The organism is Segatella salivae DSM 15606, assembly GCF_000185845.1.
Classification (GTDB): domain Bacteria; phylum Bacteroidota; class Bacteroidia; order Bacteroidales; family Bacteroidaceae; genus Prevotella; species Prevotella salivae.
Window position 1 is genome coordinate 169574 of record NZ_GL629647.1, and the last position, 15583, is coordinate 185156.

The 15583-nt window shown below is 38.9% G+C and carries 9 protein-coding genes and 3 pseudogenes; 5 read left to right on the forward strand and 7 right to left on the reverse strand.

The genetic code is table 11. The annotated features are described in order from the left end of the window. Window positions 1-1142 precede the first annotated feature (1142 nt). A pseudogene (locus HMPREF9420_RS14480) lies at window positions 1143-1331 on the forward strand (IS4 family transposase); the annotation flags it as partial. Between the two features lie 401 nt (window positions 1332-1732). Here HMPREF9420_RS14480 and HMPREF9420_RS00795 read toward each other — a convergent pair. From HMPREF9420_RS00795 to HMPREF9420_RS00800, 3 genes and pseudogenes are all read right to left on the reverse strand, one after another. Next, window positions 1733-2977, reverse strand: coding sequence for a PDDEXK-like family protein (locus HMPREF9420_RS00795; protein ID WP_007133470.1), 1245 nt, complete (start codon window positions 2975-2977; stop codon window positions 1733-1735). 173 nt (window positions 2978-3150) lie between these two features. Further along, a pseudogene (locus HMPREF9420_RS15050) lies at window positions 3151-3255 on the reverse strand (DUF6078 family protein); the annotation flags it as partial. A 24-nt stretch (window positions 3256-3279) separates the two neighbouring features. Continuing rightward, the gene (locus tag HMPREF9420_RS00800; RefSeq protein WP_007133471.1) at window positions 3280-3891 is read right to left on the reverse strand and encodes a DUF7255 family protein; all 612 of its coding nucleotides are present in this window, start codon (window positions 3889-3891) and stop codon (window positions 3280-3282) included. A 302-nt stretch (window positions 3892-4193) separates the two neighbouring features. On the opposite strand from HMPREF9420_RS00800, the pseudogene HMPREF9420_RS00805 reads away from it, so the two are divergent. Beyond that, window positions 4194-4535 (forward strand): annotated as a pseudogene (locus tag HMPREF9420_RS00805) (IS4 family transposase); the annotation flags it as partial. A 146-nt stretch (window positions 4536-4681) separates the two neighbouring features. Here HMPREF9420_RS00805 and HMPREF9420_RS00810 read toward each other — a convergent pair. Continuing rightward, window positions 4682-6985, reverse strand: coding sequence for a bifunctional dihydroorotate dehydrogenase B NAD binding subunit/NADPH-dependent glutamate synthase (locus HMPREF9420_RS00810; RefSeq protein WP_007133473.1), 2304 nt, complete (start codon window positions 6983-6985; stop codon window positions 4682-4684). Between the two features lie 98 nt (window positions 6986-7083). Then, window positions 7084-8376, reverse strand: coding sequence for a serine--tRNA ligase (serS, locus tag HMPREF9420_RS00815; protein WP_007133474.1), 1293 nt, complete (start codon window positions 8374-8376; stop codon window positions 7084-7086). Between the two features lie 592 nt (window positions 8377-8968). Here serS and HMPREF9420_RS00825 point away from each other — a divergent pair. The 3 genes from HMPREF9420_RS00825 to pyk all read left to right on the forward strand — a co-directional run bounded on the left by HMPREF9420_RS00825 (window position 8969) and on the right by pyk (window position 12929). Beyond that, entirely contained in the window at window positions 8969-10024 is a 1056-nt protein-coding gene (locus HMPREF9420_RS00825) for an IS5 family transposase (RefSeq protein ID WP_007133476.1), read from the forward strand. Between the two features lie 524 nt (window positions 10025-10548). Beyond that, window positions 10549-11217, forward strand: coding sequence for a DnaJ domain-containing protein (locus HMPREF9420_RS00830; RefSeq protein ID WP_007133477.1), 669 nt, complete (start codon window positions 10549-10551; stop codon window positions 11215-11217). A gap of 245 nt (window positions 11218-11462) precedes the next feature. After that, window positions 11463-12929, forward strand: coding sequence for a pyruvate kinase (pyk, locus tag HMPREF9420_RS00835; protein WP_007133478.1), 1467 nt, complete (start codon window positions 11463-11465; stop codon window positions 12927-12929). Window positions 12930-13019: 90 nt separating this feature from the next. Here pyk and rpiB read toward each other — a convergent pair whose 3' ends face one another. Then, window positions 13020-13457 (reverse strand): ribose 5-phosphate isomerase B, encoded by a 438-nt coding sequence (gene rpiB, locus HMPREF9420_RS00840; RefSeq protein WP_007133479.1) that lies wholly within the window; start codon window positions 13455-13457, stop codon window positions 13020-13022. Between the two features lie 66 nt (window positions 13458-13523). Then, on the reverse strand, window positions 13524-15557 hold the full coding sequence (locus HMPREF9420_RS00845) for a transketolase family protein (protein WP_007133480.1): 2034 nt from the start codon (window positions 15555-15557) through the stop codon (window positions 13524-13526). Window positions 15558-15583: the final 26 nt, after the last annotated feature.

The window sequence follows — 15583 nt, forward strand, 5'->3', positions numbered from 1 at the left end:
TGCACACGACAGAAACACCAAATGAAACTTTTTCGTGCTTCTGCACACGACAGAAACACCAAATGGAACTTTTTCGCGCTTCTGCACACGACAGAAACACCAAATGAAACTTTTTCTATGCTTCTGCACACGTCAGAAACACCAAATGGAACTTTTTCATGCTTCTGCACACGACAGAAACACAAAAGAAAATGTAAAATCACTTGCAATGTAACGATGTTATATCTATTTTTGCAAAATAAACGATAGTAATAACTGACAAAGGAAGATACGATTGAGAAGCCCCAAAAGATGAACGCAAAACAAAAGTTACCGAATAACTACATAGGTTCAGTTTTCAAGATAAGATAGGGCTACTTCAACGATTTTTTCAATAAAAACTCGGTGATAACATTAAAGAAATATGGGAATGGACAGAAACAGTAAGAATGGAAGTCTAAAAGGTATGATTTGCTCTTTATGTGTCATATTAATGATATTTAGCTGTGCTGATAAACAGAATAGATATGGCATAAATTTTAACGACCAAAGGAGTATTATAAAGTTACCTCTATTGGATTCTTCTTGGATATATTCCCCCTCCTATACATCTGAGGGTGGAACTTGGGTTAATCCGCAAAAAAAAGACGGAGTACCTTGTTATTTTCAAAAGCGCAATTTAATAAAGAACAATAGGATAATTTGGGAAAGTGATATATATTTGGGAGGCAAAACTTACACGACGATAGATGGAAGTATACGAGAATCTTTGACTGTTACATACTATTTTGAAAAAAAGAAATGGGAATATGTCTATCATACAGCTAAAAGAAACTACAATAGTAGTAACAGTCCTTCTCAAATTAAAGATTTATATAATAGCGTTGATATCGTACTATCAAAGTGTGAAGCTGACTCTATACTCTTCTCTTGGAATCTATGATTGAATTATGGATATAAAACTAATCTTATTGTTGTATGACAATGTTTACTTTACACTCTCTGCTTTTTAATAAGAAAGTTAGTTGTTTACTTCTCAATACTACTTTACTAAAGTTTTCCACCCTCAAAAAGTTGGCTTAAAATAACAGTTTTTCAATAGTTATTGGTAACTTTGTAGTGCTTTATTACATTGATTAACAATAAATTAAAGAGTAACTATTATGGATGCGAAACTAGACAATTTCAGCGAGATATCCAAGCTTTTGAGTGTTAAAAGTAAGATGAGTAGCGATAATCTCTCACTTTTCTCAAAATTTGGTCTTGGACGTCTACTCTGTAGGCTTTCTTTGGAGAAACACGATGGTATTTCCGCTATTCAACTGATTCTTTCGCTTTGTCTTTTGACCATTAGACGTATTGCATTTTCAGGCAGTGTATCTTGGTTACTTTCGGTTTTATCTTGGGTACTTCTCTTCCAATCTTGGTTACTATTCCAGTTAATTGTACCCCCCCTTGTCTGCTCGTTATTCACAGAAAGGATATTGAGCCCGATTTCAAGCGTATGGGAAGTCACTTCTCGTACGAGCCATTATTTATGCCATTCAGACTGGTGCAACATTATCTGTGGAAGAGGTGTTTCTCGTGGTTGAAAGATCAAAATGTTCATTTTCAGCGCTGGGCTATCTCAAAAGTTAGTACAGATAACAGTTCCATGGGTTCAACGCTGAGAATGGGAGAAAATCGCTTAAAACTGCTACATAGTTTTAAACCTAACAAATGGCAACTTGACTTTTACCTACAAAATCTATATTTACATAGTTATGCCTTCTGTCAAATTCATTAAGTCCTGCACGCATTCTTTTATCTCTTTTTGAATATCCTTGTTAAACAATTTTCTATATACATATTCTCGTCTCCAGTCATTATATTTAAAATCTTTTATATAAGCCCACCATTCTTCAGAACGTCCATCATGAGTCTTTTCTTGGATTCTCTGTTTAATATTTTCATTATCTTCTCTCGTTTTTGGACTATTATACCTTATCCCATAGCTTAGCTTATTGAAATTAGCATTCTTAAATTCAAAGCATATCTTTGCATAGTTCCACTCCTTCTTCCAAAGAAGGAAGTGACTATACTGCTGTTGCCAATAACCGTCCTCTGTCCGAAACTCTAATTCCAACCTCAACTCGTTGGCTATTTCCTCAACTTGCTTTCTTAACTCTACACCAATAACCTTATTGAGGATTCGATTATAGTTATCATGTATTCGGATTGCAGTAAAGATATTCTCGGAGTTCGCAAGTAATTCTATCAACTCCTTCTGTTTTTGCTCGTCCATATTCTGATACGTTAATAATGATAATAAGTTCCTATATTGTATAATTGTCTCTCTTACTAAGGGCTTATCAAAAGCCTTCTCGGTACACTTCTGAAGCCACGGACGTATAAAATCTCTATAAGAAATACAAAAGTAATCTTCGTTTTTCTTCATCTTCCTACTGCTTCCAGTAACGGATATATCATGAGGAGAATGTCCATCTAAGGTCAGATATAAAATTAGGAAATTCTCCAAACCATACTTTTGCTCAGCAAATTGATAATACCTATAGAGTTGTTTAGTTTGATCGCTGGCATAAATTTTATTTTCTATGATAATAGCTTTTGTCTTATCACCTTGTACATTGCCTGATTCTATCAGAATATCCATTCTTCCTCCTTCTTCTTTATCCCTCGAGATACCACCTATCGACTTTTCAATATTTACAGTAGCATTGGTTGAATCAAAAACAAAGTTAGAGTATTTACTATCGCAAACGAAGTTTTGGAGTTGCTGGCAAAACAACTCTAAGAACATTGTTCCACAACTATGCGTACCTTTTGGGTCCATCAAAGCTGCAAGCATAGCTGAGTGCGTACGAACTTCATCATTCTCAACGTGCATTATCTTAAAAACATTAAAGTCTTCTCCACGCTTACTTTTTTCTTTCTTCAAGAATTCATCTTCATCTATAAACCTTCGAATCTTATGCAATAGTTCTTTAATATCTTCCATAAATTATTGTTTTTCTTTATGATCTAAATCAGACCCACATGTCATTATAGCTTCATGATATTTCCTCGTGAAAAATGTTCCTTACAAACTAATTTAAAGAGCTGATAAAACAGGAAGTTCGTAATCACTTTTAAGTTTAATATCATATACTACTATCTTCTACCCATTTCTCACATCGTGTAGGCTGTATGATGCAAACACTGACTGGCTTTCTCGCAGTGAGTGCCAGCACAGTGTGCGTAGTCGTAGGATAATTGGTTGTCTTCTTCAAGGGTCATAAGCTACTATTGTTACAAAAAAATCTACACCCATTCTTTAACTGTTGTCCTTACCAAATCTAAAATCATAGCTTTATCTTTAGACTCTATAATATCATAAACTTTCCGACCCTTAAATGTTTGATAAATAGACAAACGAATAACTGGGATTTCCATTATAAGTCCAGTAACATCCCTTAGAAAGTCATAAAAAGCACGCTGCCTCCATCGTGAACTTCCAGCCCCATCTAAGCATCCATTATCATCACTTTTTACAAACAACTTCTCTGATGAATTATTTTTCCAAAATCCTCCATGCTTACGGCAACCAGACTCGTATTGTGTACAGAAACGCATATATTCATCTAAACGGAAACCATTTATCATCTGATAAATATTAGAATTTAAAGTCTGTAATCTATATCTATTGAAATGATTTTCCTCATCCAATTCCAGAATAAACTCAGGGGTTGAAATATCCCACGAGCCAAATGTCAATGGAGGTTCTCCAAGTATTCCACCTAATTCTTTGTACATACTCTCCACCTCAGAATAAAACTCAGATGAAAGTAGAAACTGCCCCCTGGTAAGTTTTAGATGCTTTTTCTCCCCATATTCTTGCAATACGACCTGCTTTAAGATACTTTCTTTCCTCATTGTTTAACTTAGATTAGGTACTAAAGTTTCCCACCCAAATAAATAGATAGAAAAATAACAGTTTGTCGAATTTTCTTTGTAAATTAGTAATCGCTAAACAACTGATTTTAAAGACAAGACAACAAAACTATTATGGAAGCAAAAATAAAGAAAATAAGTGAGTTTACCCAAACTCTTGAGTGTTAAAACTCAAATGAATGATGATTTATTTCATCTTTTTGGCAAGTTTGGCATCGGTCACCTATTATCTCGCCTGTCATTATAGATGACACCATGCTTAGGAAGAGTGGCGTGAGAAAGTCGGATTAGCAGATTTTCAAGGTTGCTACTTTAATAGCCAGATAGCCGATGCTACGCTGTGTTACCTTACATATACTGTCATGGCCTTGGAAAAGCGGTTCACAGAATATCAAACTATGGGCGAACTCTTTTCAGACATGGAGGGCGATCTCATGGCACTCACGTTATGGAAACGAGTTCTTATCTGTATCGAACGCATTCTTCGCATTTTAGGAGAAACGCTTGGAATAACGCCCCAACACCTTATGGCTACAATCAGCAGAAACGACAAAGAGATGAGCAAAATCCTTGTAATGGCTGAAGCGTTGGAAAAATGGGATGAAGTATGTGGACAGTCTGCATAACTTCTGTTAGTCACGTGTTAACAGTCAATGGATATGGGGGACGACAAGCAAAGGAAAATGAGAAAAGTTAGTGTTTTAAGGGGTGGGAAACTTTAGCTACTTTATTAATTTAAAATGTCTTTTTCTATTCGTCTGACAGTGTAAATTCATGCTTCAGTGAGCTGTTTACTCATATTCATTGCTGCACGTCGGCCGTCTCCCATAGCCAAGATTACAGTTGCACCACCACGAACAATGTCTCCTCCGGCATAGATTTCTTTACGGCTGGATTGCATCTGATCGTTCACTGCGATAGTATTCTTGCGCCCAAGAGTCAGTCCTTCGATGCTTTTGGGCACTAAAGGATTAGGAGAAACTCCAACAGCCACGATGACTTGATCACATTCTATCGTAATTGTTTCACCTGTAGTTTCGGGTCGTCTTCGGCCACTTTGGTCTGGTTCGCCTAACTGCATGACATCAAGCACAGCTGCCTTAACAGCGCCGTTCTCATCTGTTAGATATTCTTTTGGATTGTGCAAGGTCAGGAATTTAATACCTTCTTCTTTTGCATGCTTCACCTCTTCTATTCGTGCCGGCATTTCAGCCTCACTACGACGATAAACCAAGGTGACATCAGCGCCTAACCTCTTTGCTGTGCGGCAAGAGTCCATTGCTGTGTTCCCGCCTCCAACAACAAGCACCTTTTTCCCTAAATTAATGGGGGTGTCTGTGCTTGGATTGGCTGCATCCATGAGATTCACACGGGTGAGATATTCGTTACTCGACATAATATTGAGTGCATTCTCTCCTGGAATGTCCATGAAATTCGGTAGACCAGCACCTGAGCCTACAAAGATACCTTGGAAACCTTTTGCCTTCAGTTCGTCGATGCTAATGGTTTTACCGATGATGACATCCGTTTGGAAGTGCACGCCAAGCTTTCGAAGATTGTCAATCTCTGCCTCTACAATTCTGTTGGGGAGCCTAAATTCGGGGATTCCATATTTTAACACCCCACCAATCTCGTGCAAAGCCTCAAACACATAAACTTCAAAACCATTTTTAATCATGTCGCCGGCAAAACTAAGTCCAGAAGGTCCAGAACCCACCACAGCCACCTTGATTCCATTCTTTGGTGCAAGTTCGGGCAAGACTGTTTGGCCACTTTCACGTTCAAAGTCAGCTGCAAAGCGCTCTAAATAACCAATCGCAACAGGTTCGCTTTTCATTTTGTGATGAATACAGCGACTTTCGCACTGCTTTTCTTGGGGACAAACTCGGCCACAAACAGCGGGTAGGGCAGAGGTTTGTTTGAGCACACGTGCTGCTTCTAAGAAATTACCTTTCTCTATCTGCTTGATAAAGCCCGGGATGTTTATATTAACGGGACATCCTTCCACGCATGTTGGCTTCTTACAATCAAGACATCGTTGTGCTTCGCGAATAGCCATTTCGGCAGTAAGTCCTTGATTGACCTCTTCTAAACGAGTTGTTGCACGATAAACAGGGTCAAGTTCGGGCATGCTAACACGTGGAGTCTTAATGCGATCTTTAGCTTTTAAGTCTACAACTTGTGCCTCTTGGTGATGTTGTTGGATAGGATTTACCGATTGATTCTTGGCAGTTGGTGCACCTTCATCTTTGCATACATGCGCCTGAAAGCGTGACATGTCTTCTTGTTCTACAGCTTTAAACGTGCTCATGCGCTTAAACATCTCGTCCCAATCAACTTCAGCACCATTGAATTCTGGTCCATCAATACATACAAACTTTGTTTTACCACCGATAGTTAAGCGGCAGGCACCACACATACCAGTACCATCTACCATGATAGTATTGAGTGAGACGTCAGTGGGAATGTTATATTTTTGCGTAAGAAGACAACAAAACTTCATCATAATGGGAGGTCCGATGGCAAATACTTTATCAATGTGTTCCTGTTGAATGAACTTCTCAATGCCAATTGTAACCACTCCTTTTTCTCCATAACTGCCATCGTCAGTCATGATAATTAGTGCGTCACTTGAAGCTTTTACTTCTTCTTCGAGGATAACAAGTTCTTTGTTTCGTCCTGCGATTACAGCCAATACACGATTGCCTGCATCCTTCAATGCACGCATGATTGGTAGCATTGGGGCTACGCCTACACCACCTCCCGCACAGATAACCGTACCATAATTTTCAATGTGAGTAGGGTTTCCAAGCGGTCCAACCACATCTGCAATGAAGTCACCTTCATTGAGATTACAAAGCTTTGTCGATGATAGGCCAACCTTTTGTACGACAAGTTTAATTGTTCCTCGAACCTTGTCAGAATCTGCGATAGTAAGCGGCATGCGCTCACCTTTTTTATCAACTCTTACGATGACAAAGTTTCCGGCCCGTCGACTCCGTGCAATCAAAGGAGCCTCAATGTCGAAACAAAATACTTTTTCTGAATACTGTTGTTTTGAAATAATTTTGTTCATGGAGATTAGATAATGTTTTTGTGTGTTGAAATAATAATTAAAGCGAAAACATCAGCATTGACAAATCATTCAATCGGTCAATACTGATGTTATATATATTAATCGTTTTTATCATCAAGATATTCAAATCCACAATAGGGAACAAGTACTTTTGGTACCCGGATACCTTGAGGAGTTTGGTTGTTCTCTAAGATAGTCGCAACAATGCGAGGTAATGCTAATGCAGAACCATTAAGCGTGTGGCAGAGTTCAATCTTCTTGTCTTCAGAGTGGCGATAGCGACAATGCAAACGATTCGCTTGATAGCTTTCAAAGTTTGAAACAGAAGAAACCTCTAACCAGCGGTGTTGTGCAGCTGAGTAGGTTTCAAAGTCAACACAAATGCTTGAAGTAAAACTCATATCTCCACCGCATAAAAGCAACAAGTGATAAGGTAATTCAAGTTTCTTCAATAGTCCTTCAACATGATCAAGCATTTCGTGCCATGACTGATAAGAGTGTTCCGGTGTATCAATGCGAACGATTTCAACTTTGTCAAATTGGTGAAGACGATTCAAACCACGTACATCCTTACCATAGCTACCTGCTTCACGGCGGAAACAAGCAGAGTAAGCACAACGCTTAATTGGTAGGTCCTTTTCATCAAGTATCTCGTCACGGAATATATTTGTGACAGGAACTTCAGCCGTAGGAATAAGGAAAAGGTTGTCTAAGTTGGCATGATACATTTGTCCTTCTTTGTCTGGGAGCTGTCCTGTTCCTAAGCCTGAAGCTTCATTAACCACATAAGGAGGTTGTATTTCTAAATAGCCAGATTTGCGTGCTTCATCTAAAAAGAATGCCTCAAGTGCGCGTTGAAAACGGGCCATTTTACCAATATAAACGGGGAATCCTGCACCTGTTATTTTCACACCTAAGTCGAAATCAACAAGATTATATTTCTTAAGCAAATCCCAATGACAAAGTGCTTCGTCGCCGAGATGAGGCATATTGGTTAAATCTTCCTTGATAACAACATTACTGCTTGCGTCTTTTCCTTCAGGAACATCTTTGTTTGGGATGTTTGGGATGTCAAGAAGGACATGAGTCATATCAGCCTGTGCCTTATCCATTATCTCCTGAAGTGCTTTGTCGGCAGCCTTCAAGTCGGCAACAGTCGTTTTGATATTTTCAGCCTCTTCCTTTTTCCCTTCTTTCATCAGGCTGCCAATTTGCTTTGCTAATTGGTTCTGTTGTTGCTTATTGGAGTCAAGCTTCTGCTGGGCTTCACGACGTATTTTGTCATATTCTAAAACTTTTTCAACAGCCTCGCGAGCACCTTCAAAGTGCTTCTTTTCCAGGCCTTTAATCACACGTTCAGTTTCTTCACTGATGAGTTTAAGTGTAAGCATAGCTTGTCTTTTAATTTTTTATTTCGTTATTTGCGCAAAGTTACTAATTTTTTTCTTTGTGACAAAAAATAAGTTTCTAACATTATGTTGCTTGATAAAGAAACTTTGATGAATCTTTATTCTGCAAATAACATAGATTATCCCGAGTTCAGGTGACTTAAGGAATATTAGGGCAATTTCTCCTTCACCCGAGAAAAGAAGCTTGTTGCCTCGCTTGCTCTTATGGCTAAGGTTCGTATACTCTGCTGCCAACTCCTTTAGGGGGGAGCTGGGAATGAATGCGTCCAAGTTCGCTTTTTGCAAAGCTTTCACGATAGCTCTGTAAAAAATCGAACTCTGTAAAGGGCAAAGTTGGTGTTATATCAGAAATTTTTTGTATCTTCACGACGATTTTTTAAGTTTCCCCCGATTCTGCCCGTGATGGGTCGTTCGGGGGATTTTATGTAAAGGTACAAATAATATATGATGCTGACAAACAATTAGTTAAAAAAAATCTGAATATCCCTAATTAGTCATCTTTTATTAAATCGAGACCTCTGCAAAACCCCTTCTATAATTTGTCTTTCTTAAATATTTTTTATACCTTTATGGCATGAAACAGAAGTTATCCTCTCCAAGTTTTGTTGACCTATTCCTTGGGCAAAGAAAGGTCAAGCAGACATTATTTTCACAAATAAATACAATCATTGATTGGGGACCTATTCGTGCTATAATAGAAGTGGCTTATACAAAAGGCTATAAGTCTACTGGCCGGCCCAGCTATGACAGCCTTGTTTTATTCAAGATTGAATTACTCCGCACCTGGTATGGTCTGAGTGACGGAGAAGTTGAAGGTCAGGTTAACGACCGCCTGTCTTTCAGCCGTTTTGCAGGTCTTGGTATGGAAGATATTGTCCCTGACAGTACTATAGTGTGCCGTTTTCGCAATGTTCTTGTTGAAGCGGATCTGTATGATACGCTTCTTGCGGAGTTTAATAGGCAATTGGAAGCTAAAGGGATCATTGTTAAGCGTGGTGCCATTGTTGATGCCAGCATTACGAATACACCCCGTCGCCCCCGCGGAGGTAAGAGCTATGAGGTCGTTGAGGATAGAAAAGAGGATGAGAACATGGAGGCTTCGGAGAAAGCCATGCTCAAAGAAGTTGTCAAGCCTAACGTAGACGCAGAAGCCCGTTGGGTAAAGAAGATGGGAAAGCTCCACTTCGGTTACAAGCGTCACACGGTAACGGATGAAAACGGATTGGTGCTTGCCGAGGAAACGACAGCTGCCAATGAAAGTGATATGAAACACTTAGAAACGCCCCTAAAGAAAGCTAAATTGCCACGGAAAGCACTTGTCTATGCCGATAAAGGATATGACTCGATGGAGAACAAAGAAACCCTCAAACGTATGAAACTCAAAAGTCGTATCATGCATAAAGGAACAAGAGGACATGAAATTACAGAAAGGCAGCAGCGTATCAACGTTGCGATAAGTAAGACACGCTACAAAGTAGAACGTACCTTTGGTTCTATGCATAGATGGTTTGTTGCTGGAATAGCAAGATACGTTGGACTTTCAAAAACACATGCGCAGCATATAATGGAGTCCATTGCCTACAACTTATACCGAACACCAGGGATTATTGTGTCAAATTGTATCAGATAAGGGGAAAATACACCGATAAAAGATTATTATCTACTCAAAAATAACCTCCAGCGGCATCTTTTGGTCAAAAATATTTATTCTTCTAAGAGTGTATGGGTGAGAATTGAGAGGGTGGTAGGTTTTGCAGAGGTCTCAAATCATAAATTTATCTCTTGAATTTCTTTTTGTAATTTGAATGAGTTTAGTGATAGTTTACTATCATTTTACAAAGGGAAGTGGGTCATTTTGTCAACTAATATCAGCCATTTTGTCACGGATAATCAATGGGTTTATGAGATGAGTTGATAATCAATGATTTATAAATGATTGAAGACAAGAAAATAAACATTCTGTTATGACGAAAGACATTGCGTTTGTCGAACATAAAATTTGAATTCCTTCTTTATAGAATTGGGACGTTATTTAACACAGAATTATTTTCATTGTTATTCAGTTTTACCCCATAACGTAATGGAGTTGGGCATGCTTTTTGCTATTGTTCCACTGAGTAAAAATTATAAATATAAACAAAACGAAATAAAATTATGGCTTTTATAGACTATTATAAAATTTTAGGTGTCGACCGAAATATTCCACAAAAGGATGTAAGAGCAGCTTACAGGAAGCGCGCAAAGCTTTTTCATCCAGACCTACATCCTAATGATCCAAAAGCAAAGGCAAAGTTTCAGGCGCTTAATGAGGCTTATGATGTCATCAATGACCCCGAGAAACGTGCGAAGTATGATAAGTATGGAGAGCAATGGAAGCAGGCAGATGCATTCCAAGGTAATTCATCTGGGGCATATAGCGGAGGTGGAAATCCTTTTGAAGGCTTTGATTTTAACAGCTATGGAGGTGAGGGTGGTGGCTTCTCAAGCTTTTTCCAAGACCTCTTTGGAGGTGGACATTTCCGTTCATCAGGCTTTGGTGGCCAGCAACAACAGCATAGTGGACAGATGGAAGCAAAGGTAAGTTTGGATATGTATACGGCACTTCTGGGTGGCGAAATCATCATACAACTTAACAACGGGCAAAAAGTGAAGTTAAAAGTAAAGCCTGAAACTCAGAATGGTACAAAGGTTCGGCTTCGTGGTCGCGGTTATAATCGTGGCGATGGAACCTATGGTGACTTGATTATCGTTTATGAAGTGAAGTTGCCAACAGGGCTAAGTGAGCGACAGAAACAGCTGTTACAGGAGATGAAAAACAGCTAATGTTGGTCAAATTTAATTGTATAAAAAAGGAGAATAGATGAAGATGTGGCGTTGCTATAAAGTAGTTGACGCCATATTTTGTTATTCCTAAAGTAGAATGTAGAGTAGAGGTAAATTAAGAGAAGAAAAGAATTACAGGATTGCAGTTTATTCTTTGATTTCTGAAAAAGGAATAAAACAAATGGCAAAAGCTTTGTTTTATGCGATATTTGCACTAACTTTGTAGGAAAATTTAAGCCAACAATATGAAACAAACAAAAATAGTAGCTTCAATTAGTGACCGAAGATGCGACCAAAGCTTTATTCGTAAGCTATTCTTTGCAGGTATGAATGTTGTTCGAATGAATACCGCTCATGCCACTCCTGAAGGTATTCGGACTATTGTAAAGAATGTGCGTGCCGTATCTCCACATATAGGTATCATGATTGATACAAAGGGGCCAGAGGTTAGAACGACTGGTGTGGAGTCGCCTTTAGAGTTTAAGATTGGCGACATGGTAAAGGTGTTTGGACGTCCAGAGATGGATTCTACACATGATACGATTAATCTTTCTTATCGAGATATTACCAAAGATGTAAAGGTGGGTGACGATTTGCTGTTTGATGATGGTGAACTCGATATGCGTATTGTAGAGAATAATGGTCCAATGCTTGTAGCTCAGGTTCAGAATGATGGTGTTTTAGGAGCTCACAAGAGTGTAAATATTCCGGGTGAACATATTGATCTTCCTGCACTTACAGAGAAAGATAAACAGAATATCCTTTTAGCGATAGAGTTAGATATTGACTTTATTGCCCACTCTTTTGTTAGAAATGCGGCTGATATAAAGGAAGTCCAGGATATTTTGGACGAACATGGCAGTGACATTAAAATCATTTCGAAGATAGAAAACCAAGAAGGTGTCGACAATATTGATGAAATTATAGATGCTTCTTATGGTATAATGATTGCACGAGGTGACTTGGGTATAGAGGTGCCAATAGAGAGAATTCCTGGCATTCAACGGAATATCATTCGTAAATGTGTGGCATGTCGTAAGCCAGTAATTGTGGCAACACAGATGCTTCACACAATGATTAATAATCCACGTCCTACACGTGCCGAGGTAACTGACATTGCAAATGCAATCTATTATCGTACAGATGCGCTCATGTTGAGTGGTGAAACTGCAAGTGGAAAATATCCTCTTGAGGCTGTACAGACCATGGCTCGCATTGCAGAACAGGCCGAAAAAGATAAGTGTCTCAATGATGATATTGAGGTTCCATTGTCAAGTGAGGACTTGGATCAGCGTGCATTCTTAGCACATGCCGCTATAGATGCAACGCGAAAGTTAGGAGTTGCTGGTATTATTACAGACAGTGAGACAGGACAAACAGCACGTAATTTGGCTGCATTTCGTGGCCCAGTGCCAGTCTTAGCCATTTGTTATAATGAGAAAACTCAACGTTGGCTGAATCTCAGTTATGGTGTAATTCCAATTTATCAGCGTGAACAGGTGAGCTCACAATACATGTTCTTTGCTGCATTACGTATGTTGAGGCAGAAAGGTTACATTAAAGATGAGGATAAGATAGCCTATCTTAGTGGTAGCTTTGGTGAAGGAGGCGGTACTACTTTCTTAGAAATTAATAAGGTAGAAGAAGTATTTAACAGAAGCTATCAATTCCACCTTCCAGAAAACTTAGACCGAAACGTTGATGAACAGTAGGATAAATGTAACGAATAGTAGTTAAAATAATAATATAAATAAAGAGGAAAGTTCTAATGAACTTTCCTCTTTATTTTATTTCTTAAGCTTTTATTGTGCTATCTTTTTAACGCGACGTTCATGACGTCCACCTTCAAATGTAGCACTAAAGAATGCATCTAAGATTTTTTCTGCTGTCTTATTGTCAATAAAACGACCTGGTAATACAATAGCATTTGCATTGTTATGCTGACGGATTAGTTGTGCAATGTCCTTGTTCCATGCTAATCCTGCACGAACACCTTGATGCTTATTGAGTGTAATAGCCATTCCTTCTCCGCTACCACATATGCCAATTCCAGGATAGACTTCACCCTGTTCAATAGCTTCTGCTAAAGGATGTGCAAAATCAGGATAGTCAACACTCTCACTACTATATGTGCCAAAGTCTTTCACTGGGTAACCTTTTTTCTCAAGATACTCAAGCACAAACTGTTTCAAAGGGAAGCCCGCGTGGTCGCAGGCGATACCAACTGTCTTTACTTCCATAAGCAATTCCGTGTTATAGGTTAAAAGGATAGGGAAAAAGTCTATAGACTTTTTCCCATATAATATTTATTCTAACGATTCTGTAAGAAATGATTTAACTTGCTCATAAACGTTCTTCCCTGTGTAGCCCAGCTTCTCATCAAGTACCTTGTAAGGTGCAGAGAAACCAAAACTCTGTAGACCAACGACCTTACTATAAGGACCTATGCCGACAAGTCCTTCAAGTGTAACAGGTAGACCAGCTGTTAATCCGAACTTTTTCACGTTGTAGGGTAGAACTTTATTTTGGTATTCTTTACTTTGTTCACGGAATAAACCTTCAGAAGGTGCGCTGACTATACGTACTTTCACACCATCTTTACGTAGCAGTTCACTTCCGGATATAAGGGTAGATACCTCTGATCCACTTGCAACTAAAATAACATCAGGGTTCTCATCAGAGCCTTTTATAATGTAGGCACCTTTAGTTACTTGTTCATAGTCATTGCCTTCTGGTAGATTTTCGATTCCCTGACGCGACAAGATAAGAGCAGATGGTGTTGCTGTATTGGCCATAGCCAGTTTCCAACAAATAGTGGTTTCATGTGAATCTGCCGGTCTGAATACGCGTACACTATCTTTTCCTGAATGGTTTTTGAGCTTTTCCATGAGACGTATTTGTGCTTCTTGCTCAACAGGCTCATGTGTTGGGCCGTCTTCTCCAACACGGAATGCGTCATGTGACCAAATGAACTTGACTGGAGTTTGCATTAATGCTGCCATTCGAATGGCTGGTTTCATATAGTCAGAAAATACAAAGAAAGTTCCCATTGCTGCAATAACACCTCCATGAAGCATCATACCAATACACATATCTGCCATTGTAAGCTCAGCCACGCCAGCCTGGAAAAAGGCTCCACTGAAGTCTTTGCGAACTAAACTCTTAGTTTTCTTTAAGAAACCATCAGTCTTATCAGAGTTACTAAGGTCTGCAGATGCGCAAATCATATTAGGGACTTGTTCGGCTAAAACACTTAAACATTCTGCACTGGCAACCCGAGTGGCAACGCCTTCTTTTTGATTAACTTTACTCCAATCTATTTCTGGAGCTTCCCCACTGAACCATTTACTCATGAGAGTAGCCTTTTCAGGGTTTGCTTTTTTCCATTCTTCTTCAGCAGTTCGGCGTTTATGAACAATATTGTTCAATTCTTCCTCGCGTTTTGAATATAGGGTTTTAACATCTTCGAAGATGATAAATGCGTCCTCAGGATTACCTCCTAAATTCTTAATTGTATTTGTATAAGCATTTCCTCCAAGTGGTGCGCCATGTGTTTTTATATTGCGTTCGTATGAAGAACCATCTTCTTTCAATGCACCTTTGCCCATAATGGTTTTACCAATAATAAGGGTAGGGCGGTCTTCTTCTTTTATTGCTGCGTTTAACGCTTGTCGAATTTCTGATACATCATTACCATTAATGGTGATGACATTCCAGCCCCAAGCTTTATATTTCATTTCAGTATTCTCTGATATAACGACTCCACATTCTGTAGAAAGCTGGATATCATTAGAATCATAGAACATAATGAGATTGTTGAGTCCTAAGTTTCCTACAATTCTTCCAACGCCTTGAGAAATTTCTTCCTGTATACCTCCATCACTGATATATGCATAGATCTTATGCTGCATCATAGTTTTACTAAGGCGAGCCTCAAGAAACTTCTCTGCAACAGCTGCACCTGCAGCCATAGCATGCCCTTGACCAAGTGGCCCAGAAGAGTTTTCTATACCACGATATATATCAAGTTCTGGATGACCAGGAGTTACTGAGCCCCACTGACGGAATTGTTTTAAATCATCAAGGGTGAAGAAGCCTCTTAATGTTAGACCTGCATATAGCATTGGACTCATGTGCCCAGGGTCAAGGAAAAAGCGATCTCTTCCTGTCCATGTAGGATCTTTAGGATCATAAATCAAAAATTCGGAGAATAGTACATTAATAAAGTCTGCACCTCCCATGGCTCCTCCAGGATGTCCAGAGTTTGCTTTCTCTACCATAGCAGCCGAAAGTATACGGATGTTATCAGCTGCATGGTTCATAATTTTAATATCGTTCATGATAGTGTTTTTTATACTTTACAAAT

Bases quoted from the DNA above. Each gene is read 5' to 3' on its own strand.
- HMPREF9420_RS00810 (WP_007133473.1), bottom strand. From the start codon at position 6,985: ATGAACAAAATTATTTCAAAACAACAGTATTCAGAAAAAGTATTTTGT.
- HMPREF9420_RS00845 (WP_007133480.1), bottom strand. From the start codon at position 15,557: ATGAACGATATTAAAATTATGAACCATGCAGCTGATAACATCCGTATA.
- HMPREF9420_RS00825 (WP_007133476.1), top strand. From the start codon at position 8,969: ATGAAACAGAAGTTATCCTCTCCAAGTTTTGTTGACCTATTCCTTGGG.
- HMPREF9420_RS00800 (WP_007133471.1), bottom strand. From the start codon at position 3,891: ATGAGGAAAGAAAGTATCTTAAAGCAGGTCGTATTGCAAGAATATGGG.
- pyk (WP_007133478.1), top strand. From the start codon at position 11,463: ATGAAACAAACAAAAATAGTAGCTTCAATTAGTGACCGAAGATGCGAC.
- rpiB (WP_007133479.1), bottom strand. From the start codon at position 13,457: ATGGAAGTAAAGACAGTTGGTATCGCCTGCGACCACGCGGGCTTCCCT.
- serS (WP_007133474.1), bottom strand. From the start codon at position 8,376: ATGCTTACACTTAAACTCATCAGTGAAGAAACTGAACGTGTGATTAAA.
- HMPREF9420_RS00830 (WP_007133477.1), top strand. From the start codon at position 10,549: ATGGCTTTTATAGACTATTATAAAATTTTAGGTGTCGACCGAAATATT.
- HMPREF9420_RS00795 (WP_007133470.1), bottom strand. From the start codon at position 2,977: ATGGAAGATATTAAAGAACTATTGCATAAGATTCGAAGGTTTATAGAT.